12 protein-coding genes are annotated in these 15,577 nt (G+C 62.2%); 8 read left to right on the top strand and 4 right to left on the bottom strand.

Annotation, left to right across the window (positions count from 1 at the left end; translation table 11 throughout):
- The first annotated feature begins 10 nt into the window (after positions 1-10).
- Positions 11-2,107, top strand: a complete 2,097-nt coding sequence (gene uvrB / locus J5Y21_RS01550) for an excinuclease ABC subunit UvrB (protein WP_210572090.1) — start codon at positions 11-13, stop codon at positions 2,105-2,107.
- An 82-nt stretch (positions 2,108-2,189) separates the two neighbouring features.
- A complete protein-coding gene (locus J5Y21_RS01545; protein ID WP_210572088.1) occupies positions 2,190-2,633 on the top strand; it encodes a universal stress protein in 444 nt (147 codons plus the stop codon).
- Between the two features lie 89 nt (positions 2,634-2,722).
- Here the strand turns inward: J5Y21_RS01545 and J5Y21_RS01540 are convergent, their stop codons facing one another.
- From J5Y21_RS01540 to J5Y21_RS01530, 3 genes are all read right to left on the bottom strand, one after another.
- Positions 2,723-4,915 carry an ATP-binding domain-containing protein gene (locus tag J5Y21_RS01540; RefSeq protein WP_210572086.1) on the bottom strand — a complete coding sequence of 731 codons (2,193 nt, stop codon included), beginning with the start codon at positions 4,913-4,915 and terminating at the stop codon, positions 2,723-2,725.
- 120 nt (positions 4,916-5,035) lie between these two features.
- Complete coding sequence (locus J5Y21_RS01535; protein ID WP_210572084.1) at positions 5,036-6,151, bottom strand: DoxX family protein; 1,116 nt, start codon at positions 6,149-6,151, stop codon at positions 5,036-5,038.
- A gap of 80 nt (positions 6,152-6,231) precedes the next feature.
- Entirely contained in the window at positions 6,232-6,831 is a 600-nt protein-coding gene (locus J5Y21_RS01530) for an MBL fold metallo-hydrolase (RefSeq protein WP_246874840.1), read from the bottom strand.
- Positions 6,832-6,899: 68 nt separating this feature from the next.
- Between J5Y21_RS01530 and uvrA the strand changes: the two genes are divergently transcribed.
- Positions 6,900-9,758 (top strand): excinuclease ABC subunit UvrA, encoded by a 2,859-nt coding sequence (uvrA, locus tag J5Y21_RS01525; protein WP_210572081.1) that lies wholly within the window; start codon positions 6,900-6,902, stop codon positions 9,756-9,758.
- Positions 9,759-9,768: 10 nt separating this feature from the next.
- On the opposite strand, the gene J5Y21_RS11820 is transcribed toward uvrA, so the two are convergent.
- The gene (locus J5Y21_RS11820; protein WP_210572073.1) at positions 9,769-11,616 is read right to left on the bottom strand and encodes a DUF2339 domain-containing protein; all 1,848 of its coding nucleotides are present in this window, start codon (positions 11,614-11,616) and stop codon (positions 9,769-9,771) included.
- Positions 11,617-12,032: 416 nt separating this feature from the next.
- On the opposite strand from J5Y21_RS11820, the gene J5Y21_RS11755 reads away from it, so the two are divergent.
- From J5Y21_RS11755 to J5Y21_RS01495, 5 genes are all read left to right on the top strand, one after another.
- A complete protein-coding gene (locus J5Y21_RS11755) occupies positions 12,033-12,326 on the top strand; it encodes a hypothetical protein (RefSeq protein ID WP_210572071.1) in 294 nt (97 codons plus the stop codon).
- A 729-nt stretch (positions 12,327-13,055) separates the two neighbouring features.
- On the top strand, positions 13,056-13,634 hold the full coding sequence (gene infC, locus J5Y21_RS01510; RefSeq protein ID WP_210572271.1) for a translation initiation factor IF-3: 579 nt from the start codon (positions 13,056-13,058) through the stop codon (positions 13,632-13,634).
- A gap of 51 nt (positions 13,635-13,685) precedes the next feature.
- On the top strand, positions 13,686-13,880 hold the full coding sequence (gene rpmI, locus J5Y21_RS01505) for a 50S ribosomal protein L35 (protein ID WP_005290299.1): 195 nt from the start codon (positions 13,686-13,688) through the stop codon (positions 13,878-13,880).
- 59 nt (positions 13,881-13,939) lie between these two features.
- Entirely contained in the window at positions 13,940-14,323 is a 384-nt protein-coding gene (gene rplT, locus J5Y21_RS01500) for a 50S ribosomal protein L20 (protein WP_076598499.1), read from the top strand.
- Positions 14,324-14,474: 151 nt separating this feature from the next.
- Positions 14,475-15,554 (top strand): hypothetical protein, encoded by a 1,080-nt coding sequence (locus J5Y21_RS01495; RefSeq protein WP_210572069.1) that lies wholly within the window; start codon positions 14,475-14,477, stop codon positions 15,552-15,554.
- The last annotated feature ends 23 nt before the right edge of the window (positions 15,555-15,577 follow it).

The raw sequence follows: 15,577 nt of genomic DNA, 5'->3' as shown, positions 1-15,577 counted from the left end.
ACTGGCGTGCATGGCTTTTGCTGCTGAGCACCCCGTTTTGTCGCACTCTGAATTCCGCCCGGTGGGGGAGGTGGAGCGCACCGAGAAGCTCTTCAAGGTCGAGTCCGAATTTGAGCCGTCGGGCGACCAGCCGAAAGCGATCGCCGAGCTGGATAAGCGTCTGCGCGCGGGGGAGCCCGATGTCGTGCTCATGGGTGCGACCGGTACTGGTAAATCGGCGACCGCGGCGTGGCTGATCGAGCAGCAGCAACGCCCGACGCTGGTGATGGCGCCGAATAAGACGCTCGCGGCGCAGCTGGCTACCGAGCTGCGCGAACTGCTGCCGAATAACGCCGTCGAGTATTTCGTCTCGTACTACGACTACTACCAACCTGAGGCGTATATCGCGCAGACGGACACCTATATCGAGAAGGACTCGTCGATCAACGACGATGTCGAGCGTCTCCGCCACTCGGCGACGTCAGCGTTGCTCAGCCGACGCGACGTGGTCGTTGTTTCCTCCGTGTCGTGCATTTACGGCCTGGGCACGCCGCAGTCGTACCTCGACCGTTCGTTGCTGTTGCGCGTCGGCGAGGAGATCGAGCGCGACCGTTTCCTGCGCCTGCTTGTCGACGTCCAATACGAGCGCAACGACGTCGACTTCAAGCGTGGCACCTTCCGTGTGAAAGGTGACACCGTGGATATCATCCCGGCCTACGAGGAAGTCGCTGTGCGCGTGGAGTTCTTCGGCGACGAGGTCGACTCGCTGTACTACATCCACCCGCTCACCGGTGACGTGCTCGAGCAGCGCGACGAGCTGCGGATCTTCCCGGCGACGCACTATGTGGCGACTGAGGAGCGCATGGAAAAGGCCATCGAGGCGATCAAGGAAGAGCTCGCCGACCGCCTGGAGGATCTGGAGAACCGCGGCAAGCTGCTTGAAGCGCAGCGGTTGCGCATGCGCACCGAATACGACCTCGAGATGATTCAGCAGGTGGGGTTCTGCTCCGGCATCGAGAACTACTCGCGCCACATCGACGGCCGTGAGGCGGGGTCTGCACCGGCGACGCTGATCGACTATTTCCCGGAAGATTTCCTCACCATCATTGACGAGTCCCACGTCACCGTCCCGCAGATCGGCGGCATGTACGAAGGCGACATGTCCCGCAAGCGCAACCTCGTCGAATTCGGGTTCCGCCTCCCGTCGGCGGTGGACAACCGCCCGCTGACCTTCGACGAATTCGAGGATCGCGTCGGCCAGACCGTCTACATGTCGGCAACGCCGGGCGACTACGAGCTCGAAGCCGCCGGCGGAGAATTCGTCGAGCAGGTCATTCGCCCGACCGGCTTGGTCGACCCGAAGGTGTCCGTCCGCCCGACAAAGGGCCAGATCGACGACCTCATCCACGAGATCCGCGAGCGCACCGAGAAGGACGAGCGAGTCTTGGTCACCACCTTGACCAAGCGCATGGCGGAGGACCTCACCGACTACTTCCTCGACAACGGAATCAAGGTGCGGTACCTGCACTCGGATATCGACACGCTGCAGCGCGTGGAGCTGTTGCGCCAGCTGCGTCTCGGCGAATTCGACGTGCTCGTGGGCATCAACCTCCTTCGCGAGGGTCTCGACCTGCCCGAAGTCTCCCTCGTTGCCATTCTCGACGCCGACAAAGAAGGCTTCCTCCGCTCCACGAAATCGCTCATTCAGACGATCGGCCGTGCCGCCCGCAACGTCTCCGGCGAGGTCATCATGTACGGCGACGACATCACCGAATCCATGCAGGCCGCCATCGACGAGACCGAACGCCGCCGCGCTAAGCAGATCGCCTACAACGAAGAGCACGGCATCGACCCGCAGCCGCTGCGCAAGAAGATCGCGGACATCCTTGACGAGGTCTACGAGCGCAGCGACGACGAGGAAGCGTCCAGCTCCAGCGAGACATCCATGCTCGAAGGTCGCGACACATCGTCCATGGCACAAGACGAGATTCAACAGCTTATCGACGACCTCACCACCCAGATGACCAGCGCCGCCCGCGAGCTGAAATTCGAGCTGGCCGGGCGACTGCGCGACGAGATCGCCGATCTGCGCAAGGAGCTCCGCGGTGTGAAAGAAGCCGGTATATAGTGGCCTGGAGTACCGCCTTCGGGAACACGGCGCAGCCGGACCACGAAAGGCGAGGACAACGTGTCAATCCGGAAGGTGCACCATGGCTATGAACTACAACACCGTCGTTGTCGGTACGGACGGATCTGCGTCCTCCCTGCTCGCCGTTGAGCGCGCTGCCGAGCTCGCTGGAGCATTCGGTGCCAAGCTCGTCATCGGTTGCGCCTACTACGAGTCCGAAGAAGAGGTCTCGTCCGCTCTGCGCCAGGATTCCAACACCATCCTCGGCGACGACACTGCGCGCGAGAACCTGTCCTCCGCAGTCGAGCGCGCGAAGGAGACTGGCCTGGACAACGTCGAGACCGCAGTGCGCCCCGGCACTCCCGTTGAAGCTTTGATGAGCATCGTCACCGATTTCGACGCCGAGCTGCTCGTCGTGGGCAACCGCGGCATCAACTCCCTGACGGGCCGTCTGCTCGGTTCCGTGCCTGCTGATGTCGCCCGCCAGTCGGATTGCGACGTGATGATCGTTCACACCGTCGCCTAGCTAGCCCCGCGCGTCGGCGAGTACAGCCGCGCGCTTATCCCGCGCGTTTCGCCGGCTGTAGCCGAGCCGAACTGGGAAAAGGATGCGCGCTAACCGATGAGCGTCAGGGTCTGCGTCGCGCGCGTGACTGCGACGTAGAGGTCCTGCCACCCCTGGGGCGAGGCGTTGATGATGGTGTCGGGATCCACCACGACGACGTGGTCGTATTCGAGTCCCTTGACGGTGCCGACGTTATCGACGGTCACAACAGCGGTCAGCCCGCCCCGCGACTCGAGTTCGGCGCGGACAGCTCCTGGATCGGTTCCTGCGGGGAGCAGGCGCACGGGTTCGCCGGTGGAGCGGACGGTCACGGCAGGAGCAGCGCCGGGGTCGATTTCGGCGAGGATATCGTGAGCGTATTCCATGATCTCGGCGGGAGTGCGGTAGTTGACGGTGAGCTCATGGAAGCGGAACCGGTCGCCAATGAAGGGGGAGAGGGTTTCGGCCCAGGTCTCCACACCAGCGGGCGAGGAGGTTTGCGCGGGATCGCCCACCAGAGTCATCCACCGAGACGGGCAGCGCCGGAACACCATGCGCCATTCCATGGGCGTGAGTTCTTGGGCTTCGTCGACAATGACGTGGCCATACGCCCAGCTCAGATCGGCTCGCGCGCGCTCAGCGGTGGAGCGGACGTCGGTTTCGCGTTGGCGGCTGGCTAGGGTCTCAGCGTCGATAATGTCGTGGGCGGAGAGCACTTCGGCTTCGAATTCGTCGTCGGTATCGGTGTTGGCGGAAGAGGCAAGGATGTCCAGCGCGTCTTCGGCGTCCGCGACGAGTTCCCGCCACTTTTTGTCGGCTTTTTCGGCTTCGTCCGAGGGGGTGGGAAGGCCGGTGAGGGTGAAGAGCTCGTCGATAAGCGCTGTGTCCGCGGGCGTGAAAGCCCACCCGTCGGTGCGGAACAACGCGTCGCGCGTGAGGTCGTCGTAGTCGTGCGCGGCGGCCGCGATCGCGTCGCGCGAACCCAGGAGACCAGCGAGAACGGCAGGAGCGTCGAGTTCAGGAAAATGCGTGTCGACGATCCTCTCAACCTGCCCTTCCTCCGCCAGATCGTCGTGCAACTGGTCGACGTCTGCCTCTGAAAGAAGGTTGGTCCCGCCCAGGGGATCCGCACCGATTCTCTCTGCGAGCGCCTCCGCGATGAGCTGGGTGAGGTGATCGGCGAAATACGCGCGTGCCTCGTTGTGCGGCTTGCGCGAGCGGCGTGCACGAGTGCGTGCGGCGGTGATCATGGCGGGCGTGACGGCGATGTCAATGCCGTCGATGCGCAGATCAATATTGTTCTCGGGAACCGTCTGGAGGTTCTGCACGGCACGTTTGAGGATGATCGCCATGTCTTCGGTTCCCTTGACTTCACGTGCGACGAGCGAGTCCGAGCCAGTCGGCGTGATGCCGGGGACGAGGTCGGCGACGGTGCTGAGCACCACGCCCGTCTCGCCGAGTTCCGGCAGGACGCGGGAGATGTAGTCCAGGAATGTCCGGTTCGGGCCGACGACGAGCACGCCCGTGCGGGCCAACTGTTCGCGCCACGTGTACAGCAAATATGCCACGCGGTGCAGCGCCACAGCTGTCTTGCCGGTGCCGGGGCCGCCGCCCACGACGAGGACGCCGCGCGTCGGGTCGCGGATGATCTCGTCTTGCTCGCGCTGGATGGTCTCCACGATCGACTGCATGTGGCCGGTGCGGGGCGAATTCATCGCGCGCAACAGAGCTGCTTCGCTGCCGACGTCGGTGGTGCGGGTTGCTGTGTCGGCGTGGTCGCCGGAGAGGATTTCATCGTCGACAGCTTCGACCGTGCGGCCGCGCATGCGGATATTGCGGCGCTTTTCGACGCCTTCCGGATGCGCCGTCGTCGCCAAGTAATAAGGGCGAGCCATGGGTGCGCGCCAGTCGAGCAGGAGAGTGCGGTAGTTGTCCGCGCGGTCATCGATGCCCATGCGTCCGATATAGCGACGGTCCAGGTCGCCTCGGCTGGGGACGGGGTTTTCAGGGTCGTCGTCGGCAATGTCGATGCGTCCGAAGACGAGGCCGGTTTCCGCGACATTGAGATCGTCGAGCTTCGCGTTGAGCGCGTGGTACTCGGTCTCGCGGCGCACGAGAGCGTCCGCGTCCGGGTTATCAGGGTCGACGGCGCCCTGGACTTCCTCCAACCGAGCGCTGGCCGTGGCGACTTCAAGGTCCAAATGCGCGAAGAGCGTGTCCACGTGGCGTTGCTCTTCGGCACGTGTGTCCGGCGCTGATCCCATCTGCGGCAACCTGAATCTCCTTTCACCGCGGGTTGTGCGTTCCCAAATAACGAACGGCCCCGGGACAGGGAGTATTCCCTGCCGCGGGGCCCGAACGCTGAAGGTCAGTGAACGCCAGGCTTAGCTGAGCTTCTTCTCTGCCTTCTTCACGAACTTGTTGGCCTTCTTCTCGGCCTTCTTAGCCTTCTTCTTCCACTTGCGCTTCTGCCACCAGGACGGGGAAGCGTCGAGCTTCTCGAAGGCCTCCTGCAGGACGTCGATGGCGTTTTGAGCCTTGTCCTGTGCCTTGTCGGCAGCCTTGTTCACCTTGCGCTTGCCCTTGAACTTCTCCCACTCGGAGGGGCCCAGATCGTCGAGTTTGTCCTGCAGATCGCTGACAACGCTGTTGACCTTGCGCTTCGCCTTGAACTTCTCGATCTTGGAGGGGAGCAGGTCGTCGAGGCCGCCCTCGACATTGTCCTGCAGGTCGCCCACGAGGCCCTTGACCTTGCGCTTGGTCTTGAACTTCTCGATCTTGGACGGCTTGGCGTCCTTGTAGGTGTCCTCGGCCCAGTTGGTGGCTTCGTCTGCGAGGGAAGATGCGCGGTCAGCTGCCTTGTCGGCGAACTTGGTGGCGGTCTTCTTCCAGTCGTCCTTGTTGTCGTCGACGTAGTCGGTGACCTGGTCGGCGACTTCCTGAGCACGCTCGGAGACGGTCTCAGCGGTGTCCTGGAACCACTCGGAAGCCTTCTTCTTGGCCTTGTCGGTCTCGGACTGGGTCGGCAGTGCCTGCTGGATATTCTTCTTGCCGCGCTTCGCAGCATCCTGCGCGCGCCATGCCAGGCCCGGCTTGCCCTCGGTGTCCGCGCTAGCGAGCAGGACACCGCCGAGGAGAGCGACGTTGGTCATCGCGCCGTTGCGACGACGCTGCTTGTCGTCCTCGTTCTTGGCCTCCCAGAAAGCATTGCGGCCCAGCAGGGTGCCCACGGTGGAGGCGGCGAGCAGACCAGCAGACAGGCGCGGAGCCTTGCCCAGGGCGAAGGTGCTGCCGGCGCCAATCTTCAGGCCACCGTTGATCTTGGCTACGGTCTCCGGGTCAGACGGGATGTACTGCGCGTACTGGCTGGGCAGCACGGACTTAATGGTGTCGACGACACGCTCGGCATCGCCTGCGTACTCGGACGCATTCGTCACCGTCTTCACGCCGTCTGCGATGTACACAGAGGCGAGCATCGGACGAGCAAGTTTGCGGATCATACTCACTTTTTCCTTACTTCATTCAGCGGATGTTCCCCCTCCACTGTAGACATTGTGGAGGGTCAGTGGTGCTGGAATTTTCACCAGCGGCGTGACCACCAGGCATCCAGGTTGGGGCGTTCGGTGCCGAGAGTGGTGGGATCGCCGTGGCCGGGCCTGACGATGGCGGAATCGGGATAGACGTCGAAAAGCCGTTCCTTGACGTCGTTGAACAGGCGCACGAAATCACCTTCGCTGTGGGTCTTGCCGACGCCACCGGGGAAGAGGGAGTCGCCGACAAACAGATTGATTTCACCGTCGATCTCCGCGACGACTGCGGCGCCGCCGGGGGTGTGCCCGCGGAGGATGTGGACGGGAAGTTTGTGGCCGGCAAACGAAAGCTCGTCGCCTTCGTTGAGCTCCTCATCCGGTGGAACAGGTAGGGCAGGGGCGTCGAGGTGGGAGGCCCAGTGCGTCGCGCCAGTCTTGGCGAGCACCTCTTCCAGGGCGCCGACGTGGTCCCAGTGACGGTGCGTCGTCAGCACGTCGGTGATCTGCACCCCGGCGGATTCGGCCATGGAAAGAAGGGTGGAGGGCTCGGCGGCGGCGTCGATAAGCAAGCCCTGGTCACCTGAACTGATGAGGTAGCAATTGTTGTCCATGCTGGACACGGAAACGTGGTGCAGCTTGAGGGAATTCATGGCACCCAAGAGTAGTTGGAATGGTGTTGGTAGGTTTGTTCGAAGAGACGCCGTGGGAAGGACTGAACGTGGCTGAGAAATTGACGGTGCGCGGTGCGCGCGAGCACAACCTCAAAGGTGTCGACGTGGAGCTGCCACGCGACAAGATGGTGGTGTTCACGGGGCTGTCGGGTTCCGGCAAGTCGTCGCTGGCCTTCGACACGATCTTCGCGGAAGGGCAGCGGCGCTACGTCGAGTCGCTGAGCTCGTACGCGCGCATGTTCTTAGGGCAGATGGACAAGCCGGATGTCGAGTACATCGACGGGCTTAGTCCAGCCGTGTCCATTGACCAGAAGTCGACGAACCGCAACCCGCGCTCCACGGTGGGCACAATCACGGAGATCTACGACTATCTGCGTCTGCTGTATTCGCGCGCTGGCACGCCGCACTGCCCAGTGTGCGACGCGGTGATTGAGCGCCAGACGCCACAGCAGATCGTCGACCGCGTCATGGAGCAGCCGGAGCGCACGAAATTCCAGGTGCTCGCACCGATCGTGCGCAAACGCAAGGGCGAGTTCGTGGACTTGTTCGCGGACCTGTCGGCGCAGGGCTACGCGCGCGTCACCGTCGACGGCGAGACGCATCAGCTGTCTGATCCGCCGAAGCTGGAAAAGCAGGTCAAGCACAATATCGACGTGGTGGTCGACCGTTTGACCGTTAAAGAGAGCCAGAAGCAGCGCCTCACGGATTCTGTCGAGACGGCGCTGAAGCTCGCCGACGGGCTCGTCGCCTTCGACTGGGTCGAGCACGAGCAGGACGACCCGGCGCGCGTCGAGGTCTTCTCCGAGAAGACTGCCTGCCCGAATGGCCACAAGCTGTCGGTCGAGGAGTACGAGCCGCGCGCGTTCTCCTTCAACTCGCCGTTCGGCGCGTGCCCGGCATGCGACGGCCTAGGTACGCGTTCCGAGATCGACGAGGACCTCGTGATTCCCGACCCGGATGCGCCCGCGGTCGATGCGTTTCAGCCGTGGAATTCCTCGCCGAATAAGGGGTATTTCGAAAAGCTCGTCGTCGCGTTGGCGAAGGCGGAGGGCTTCGATCCGCACGAGCCGTTGTCGTCTTTGCCCTCGAAGCACCGCAAGGCGCTTATCGACGGCACGTCAACCAAAGTCTCCGTCCGCTACAAGAACCGCTACGGCCGGCAACGTTCTTTCACCTCCGCCTTTGAAGGCGTGAAGGGGTATTTGCAGCGCAAGATCGAGCAGTCTGAATCCGAGCACGCCAAGGAGCGCTACCTCGCGTACACCCGTGAAGTGGCGTGCCCGACGTGCAAGGGCACGCGTCTGAAGCCGGAGATTCTCGCGGTGCGCTTGGATTCCACTACCCACGGCGAGAAGTCCATCGCAGGGTTGACGGAGCTGTCCATCGAGGACGCTTCGGAGTACCTGGACAACCTGGTCCTGGGCTACCGCGAGGAGATGATTGCCGGTGCCGTCCTGCGTGAGATTCAGGCGCGCCTGCACTTCCTGCTTGATGTCGGCCTGAACTACCTGACTCTGTCGCGTTCCGCGGGAACCCTGTCTGGCGGCGAAGCGCAGCGCATCCGCTTGGCCACACAGATCGGATCTGGCCTTGCGGGTGTTCTCTACGTGCTGGATGAGCCGTCGATCGGCCTGCACCAGCGCGATAACCAGCGGCTGATTGCCACGCTGCAGAAGCTGCGGGACATCGGCAACACCCTCGTCGTGGTCGAGCACGACGAGGACACCATCCGCGCCTCCGACTGGCTTGTCGACGTTGGCCCCCTCGCCGGTGAATACGGCGGCGAAATCGTTTACCAGGGCGAGCCGAAAGGCATCGAGAAAGCGAAGAACTCGCTCACCGGCGATTACCTGTCGGGCCGCAAGGAGATTGAGGTGCCGGGGGAAAGGCGCGGCGTCGATAAGCAACGAATGCTGAAGATCGTCGGTGCGCGCGAGAACAACCTCGATAATGTCTCCGTGAATGTGCCGCTCGGCGTGCTGACTGCCGTGACGGGCGTGTCTGGATCCGGCAAGTCGACGCTGGTGAATCAGATTCTGGCGAAGACTCTCCAGAACCGCCTCAACGGTGCCCGCCAGGTTCCGGGACGCGTGAAGAAGGTCGACGGGCTCGAGCACCTAGACAAGCTCGTGCAGGTCGACCAGTCGCCGATCGGCCGTACCCCGCGGTCGAATCCAGCGACGTACACGGGCGTTTTCGACAAGATCCGCACCCTGTTCGCTGAGACGCAGGAGGCGAAAGTCCGCGGGTACAAAGCTGGGCGCTTCTCGTTCAATGTGAAGGGCGGTCGCTGTGAGGCGTGCCGCGGCGACGGGACCATCAAGATTGAGATGAACTTCCTCCCGGACGTCTACGTTCCGTGCGAGGTGTGCGGCGGCGCGCGCTACAACCGTGAGACGCTCGAGGTGCACTACAAGGGCAAGAACATCTCCGAGGTCCTCGACATGCCCATCAGCGAGGCCACCGAATTCTTCGAGCCCATCACCTCGATTCACCGCTATCTGCAAACGCTTTGCGACGTCGGCCTGGGCTACGTCCGCCTCGGCCAGTCCGCCACGACTCTGTCCGGTGGCGAAGCCCAGCGCGTGAAGCTGGCCGCCGAACTGCAGAAGCGCTCCAACGGTCGCACCATCTACATTCTTGATGAGCCGACGACCGGCCTGCACTTCGAGGACATCCGCAAACTGATGCACGTCCTCAATGGCCTGGTCGACAAGGGCAACTCAGTGCTGGTCATCGAGCACAACCTCGATGTGATCAAGTGCGCTGACTGGATCATCGACATGGGTCCCGAGGGTGGCTCCGGCGGCGGAACCGTTGTTGCCCAGGGCACCCCGGAGGACGTCGCGAAGGTCGACGGTTCTTTCACCGGTCACTTCCTCGCCGACGTCCTTCCGGGGAAGTAGCCCCGCCCAGCTAGCTCGGCTGACCGTCCTGCTTGTCTGCGGGGTTGTTCTTTGTCGCGGATTCCTGCGGCTCTTGCTGCTCCGGTTCCGGTGCGGGCTGCTGCGGAGGCTTCTGTTCGGGAGTTTGATCCGGCTGTTGCTGCACTGGTTCCGGTGCGGGCTGCTGCTCGTTTTGCACTTCAGGCCCGGGCTCGGTGCTCACCTGGATCGGGGCGTGCTGGCCGTGAGAGTCGACGGGAGCCGGGGCACCAACAGGTTGTGGCTCTCCGGCGGGGCCAACCGGTGGAATCGGAGCACCGTCCATGAACGGGGGGAAGCTACCGCTCGGGCCGGGAGCGTGTCCGCCGTTACTGTTACGCTGCGCCCCGAGCACAGCCACCGCGATGAGCAGAAGACCGCAAACCACGAATGCGATGACGCGCGGGACACCGTTGAGCGAGGCCATATCGAATAGGACGAGTTTTCCTGTCGCAACGCCCGCGAAGACGAGGCCGGTAACGCGCGCGGCCTTCGAGTCAGAGCCTGGCTTCGGACTTTTGATCAGCAACCAGGATGCAAGGGCCATCAAGGAGATCGAAATGATCATGTGGCCCACAAAGAAACCGACTTCATACCCCTGCGGGGAGGGACATACGTTATCGGGTTCATCCGAGGTGCCCTGGAAAATGCTGCGGAGACAGCTCGGGGAGATGAGTTCGCCGAGGGCTGTGGACGCCGTTACGACAGCAATGGTGGAGAACCAAAGAGCCGCGCCGGCAAAGACTCTTCTTTCGATAGTTTCGATCTCGCGCCACTTCCAGATGTGGATGGCTGCGAAAACAAGGAAAGCGAGCAGGGCCAACCCGACAATTAGGTTTTCAACTGTTGTCGCGCGCGCAAATTTTGGACTCAAAGTGCCCGGGAGCAGATATGCGGTGATGAACAAAAGGCTGGTTAACCAAGCTGAGAGAAGCGGAACGCGGAGCAGAAGAGGGCGAAGGCGCAGTAGTACCAGTACCGCGGCGAATGCGAGAAGGAAGAGGACAACCCCGGTCGCTTGCGTACTGCCGTGGCGTGAGTAGGGGCCCGAAGCGCGAAGGACGACCGGCAAGAACGTGAACGCGAAAAACCCCAGCCACGAAGCAAGGAAAATATTGCCAAGGCGCATTTGCTCTTGGTCTTTGACGTCGAACCAGAGCACTGCGACGGTAACCGTCGCGGCGAACGTGACCGCTACGGGTATCCACAGGGATACCTGTCCGATCACGAAGTAGGAAGTGACAATCAGGATGACAGGAGCGAGGACGGCCATCGAAATGCGTTCAGTTTGCCCTGTAAGTCGGATCGGGAAATAGCGCTCGCCAATAATGAAAAGAAAGACCCCGACGTAAACGACAAGGCTCGCGAATGTCACGTCATAGTCCAACGAGGAAAGAAACGAAAGCACCACGAGGTCGCGGAACATCAAAATGCCCGTGGCAAATCGAGTGGACAGCGCTAGTTTTGGAGTCCTATCCGAAGGAAAGAACCACGTTAAGGCCAGAGCTAACAACGGCGGGACGAAGGCGAGGACATTGATGACGTCCCCGTCGAAAATCGGGACTCCATAGAAGAAATATGCAATGCACATGTTCAGCACGAGCCACAGGTTCCTCCGCCACATGGCTAGCGCAAGGAATGCTGTCCACACTGTCACGCTCGCGAAACATAAGCCAGTGAATGATAGCCACTGCTGCGAGCCGGTCATATAAAGCAAGTCGGCGACGATGATTAGGTACGACGTCACATAGAGAGCAGTGACACCCGGCTGTGCGCCTCGGCGGAGATCGATCCTGATGCCGATACCGAGGAGCACGAGCGCGAGGAGGAACGCACCCACGGTCCGCCCGATAGGGCCGAGGAGCCCGGACTGGATAGCGAGGGCGACACCGAAGCACGCGCCGATGAATGTGATGATCGAACCGAGCACGGCCGCCGCGCGAATGACCTTCTGTTCGGTGGTCAAAGGCGGGGCCACAGGTTTGAGCGGCTGCCAGGGAGCGAACACGGGCGGCTGGCTATGCGGAGGAGCTGGCTGCGGAGCTAATTGAACGCCTTGTGGAGGCGGACTTTGCTGCGGCTGTTGGTCCGGGGTCACCGGCGAAACCGGGCGAGGACCCTGTTGCGAAGGGCCTTCCTGCGGACCCTGCCGCGAAGGACCTTCCTGCCGGCCCTGCTGCGTAGGACCTTCCTGCCGACCCTGTTGCGGATGTTGCTTCGGGTTTACCGGCGGAACCGGGCGAGGACCCTGTTGCGGTGGGCCCTGCTGTGGACCCGGACGCGGACCCTGTGGCGGCGGACCTTGCTGCGGACCCCGCGGCGGTGGACCCTGCGGCGGTGGACCCTGCTGCGGTCTCGGGCGGGGAGCCGGACGAGAACCCTGTTGCGGTTGGCCCTGATGCGGACCCGGACGCGGACCCTGTGGCGGCGGGCCCTGCTGAGGACCCCGCGGCGGTGGGCCCTGCGGCGGACCCTGCTGTGGCCGCGGGCGCGGACCTGGACGCGGACCCTGCGGCGGTGGACCCACCTGCGGCGGCCGGTAAGGGTTAGGTGGCAGATCTTGCCGTGGAACCGCGTGACCGGGAAGTGGGCGGCCCACCGGACGTGGGCCGGCGGGCCCGGCGGGACCCTGGCCAGGGACAGCGGGACCTTGGGTAGGAGCGTGACCAGCCGGACCGGGACCGGGGTGAGCAGGACGTGGCCCGCCCCTCAAGACCTTCAGCGAAGTTGAGCCGCCCTGTTGGGAAGGGGGAACGACTGGGCCCCGAGGGCCCGGTGGAGTAGGTGGACGTGGTGGGCCGGGTGGAGCACCGCCGCCGGGATGATCAGGTGTGACGGGGGAGTTGAGGTGGGTGAGGGTGAGAGAGATGTCGTCGATAAGCTGTTGCGCGTGGACTGTGGTGGAGCGCAACTCAGCTAGTGAGTGCTTGATGTGCGCGATGCGCTGGTCGTTGATATTCATGATCCTCCTCGCAGTTAAATATGTATCTGTTAGACGGTGCGAGTGGGGCAAAAGGTTCCCGGCTCACCGAGAAATTTACGAAGATTTTGATCAGCGACACAAGGGTGCTATCCTTTAACGCACTACCGCCTGACGCGCCGCAAAGCGCGCGGGTTGCAAGTGGAGTTTCTCCCACCTGATGCCGCCAGTGATGGAAGGCTAAGGGTCAAAACAACGGTACGAAACGCACGCGTTGTGCGCTGACTGCCGTGTTGAGGATAAACTCCCACGTCCCACAGCAAAGCTGATGGAACGTGGGTTTTTGTTGTGAGGGAGCGCTGCACAAGCGATTCGGTAGCGAACAGCACACGTCTTTCTCACCCCTAGGAGTTCTCATCAGCGCTGAAGCTCGGATCAACGAACGCATCCGCGTTCCGGAAGTTCGTCTTGTCGGCCCGTCCGGCGAGCAGGTTGGAATTGTCCGTACCGATGATGCACGCAAGCTCGCGTACGAAGCCGACCTCGATCTGGTCGAGGTCGCGCCGAACGCGAAGCCGCCGGTGTGCAAGATCATGGACTACGGCAAGTACAAGTACGAGCAGGCCCAGAAGGCCCGCGAGTCCCGTAAGAACCAGCAGCAGACGGTGGTCAAGGAACAGAAGTTCCGCCCGAAGATCGATGAGCACGACTACCAGACGAAGAAGAGCAATGTTGAGCGCTTCTTGGAGAAGGGCAACAAGGTCAAGGTGACCATCATGTTCCGCGGCCGCGAGCAGTCGCGTCCGGAGCTGGGCTACCGCCTGCTGGAGCGCCTCGCCGAGGACATCCAGGAGGTCGGCCAGGTCGAGTCCCGTCCGAAGCAGGATGGCCGCAACATGACCATGGTTCTTGGGCCCGTTCGCAAGGGTAAGAAGTAGAGTTCCGCTGGCCCAGCCGGCGTAACGAGTAAAGCTAAAGGATTTACCACTATGAAGCAGAAGACCCACAAGGGCACCGCAAAGCGCATCAAGGTCACCGGTTCCGGCAAGCTGCGCCGCGAGCAGGCTGGTAAGCGCCACCTGAACGAGAAGCTGTCGGCGAAGCGTCGTCGTAAGCTCTCCGGCACCACTGACGTCGCTAAGGGCGACGTCAAGCGCACCAAGCGTCTCCTCGGCAAGGCTTAAAAGAGCGCCTGCCTTCAGAAATAAACACCTACATCTCTCACAAGTAAGGAAGTATCACTGTGGCACGTGTTAAGCGCTCAGTTAACGCCAAGAAGAAGCGTCGCGACATTCTGAAGTCCGCTAAGGGCTACCGCGGCCAGCGTTCCCGCCTGTACCGCAAGGCGAAGGAGCAGTGGCTGCACTCCCAGACCTACGCGTACCGCGATCGTCGCGCCCGCAAGTCTGAGTTCCGCAAGCTGTGGATCCAGCGCATCAATGCTGCTGCCCGCATGAACGACATCACCTACAACCGTCTCATCCACGGCCTGAAGCTGGCCGAGGTCGAGGTGGACCGCAAGATCCTCGCTGACCTGGCTGTGAACGACTTCGCTGCGTTCTCCGCTATCTGCGAGGTCGCAAAGAACGCTCTGCCGGAGGATGTCAACGCTCCGAAGGCCGCCTAAGAGCTTTTCGCTTATCGACGCCCCGTTGCTCCCGGTTTCGCCCCGGGACAGCGGGGCGTTGTGCTGTAATTGTCTGTGCTCGGCTCAGCGTGCTGCCGTGGGGCGGGCCGATTAGCGATTTTTAAGTGGCGGCGGGAAAGACTGGGCACTCATGGCGTTGCGCGTAGGGAAACCGCCGTCGGCTGGTGCGTGGTTTTTCTTTGAGCGCGCGGTGCAGGCCTCCTCGCGGGATCCGGAGCGATTCGACCCGGCGGATCCTGCCGAGAAGTGGCGCCGCATTGAAGCCGCACAAGCGTCTCTGCGCTTCAACGTCAAATACCATCTCGCCGTTTTTGGGCTGTGGGCTTCTTTCGCGCTGATAGTGAATCTCATTGCTTTTATCGTCGACGCCGGGTGGGGGCACTGGCTTTCTCGTGGATTCATGGCTGTGGTCACGATTGTCGCCCTCGGCTTCATTCTGCGGTTCCAATTCTGGCGGATGAAAAAGCGCGCACGGAATGCACAAAGCGTCGAGAAATTGAGTCCGCTGGTGAAGCAAGCTCGGCGCGGAACATTCAACGGGCTTGATGCTGACCCGCACATGAAGACGTACGCTGAGGCGTTCTACCGCCGACAGCAGGTCGGGTTGGATCTGGAGAATGCGCTTCCATTCGAGGTGCAGATTGCCCACGATGTCGATATCCGCCCGGGGAAAAGCTCTTCGTTGACGCGGGTGCGGGAAAATGAATTGCGGGCGGTCAAACCGGTCATCTTCTCCGGTTTGGATTTCTCTACTCCTCAGGCGCGGGAAAGGAACCGTTTTCTGGGCTCTCTGATCGAGCAAGCCGAGAAGGAGAAATCCCTTCAGGTGGGCGAGATTATCTCCACCCGTGGCGGAGTCGTCGTCGCGGACATTAAATATTGGAACGGCACTTTGAGTGTGACGCAGCAGGGCACGTTTGTGGATCACAACCTCGGTCTGAAGGAGCTGTCCCGCCACCGCTCGATCAATGCTCTGGCGGAAGCGGCGCGGTTCGTCAACGATGGGGACATCGCTTTTGTGCTCGTGATTGTCGCCGGAGGAAATGTCGACGGAGGCCTGATTGAAACGACGATGAAGGGCCACCGGGTCGTAGTTGCGGAATGGACAGAAGCCATGGGCGAGCTCATCCACTTAGACGCGAAAAAGACAGTCGTGCCCGCTACGGCCATCGCCGAGATTTTGGACCGGACTCCCGTAGCGGACGACTAGCCATCAATAACGCGAAAACCTGC

Source organism: Corynebacterium sp. Marseille-P3884, assembly GCF_017942225.1.
In the GTDB taxonomy this organism is placed as follows: domain Bacteria; phylum Actinomycetota; class Actinomycetes; order Mycobacteriales; family Mycobacteriaceae; genus Corynebacterium.
The sequence above is the reverse complement of the archived record's forward strand: the minus strand, read 5'-3'. Positions and strand labels throughout refer to the sequence as shown.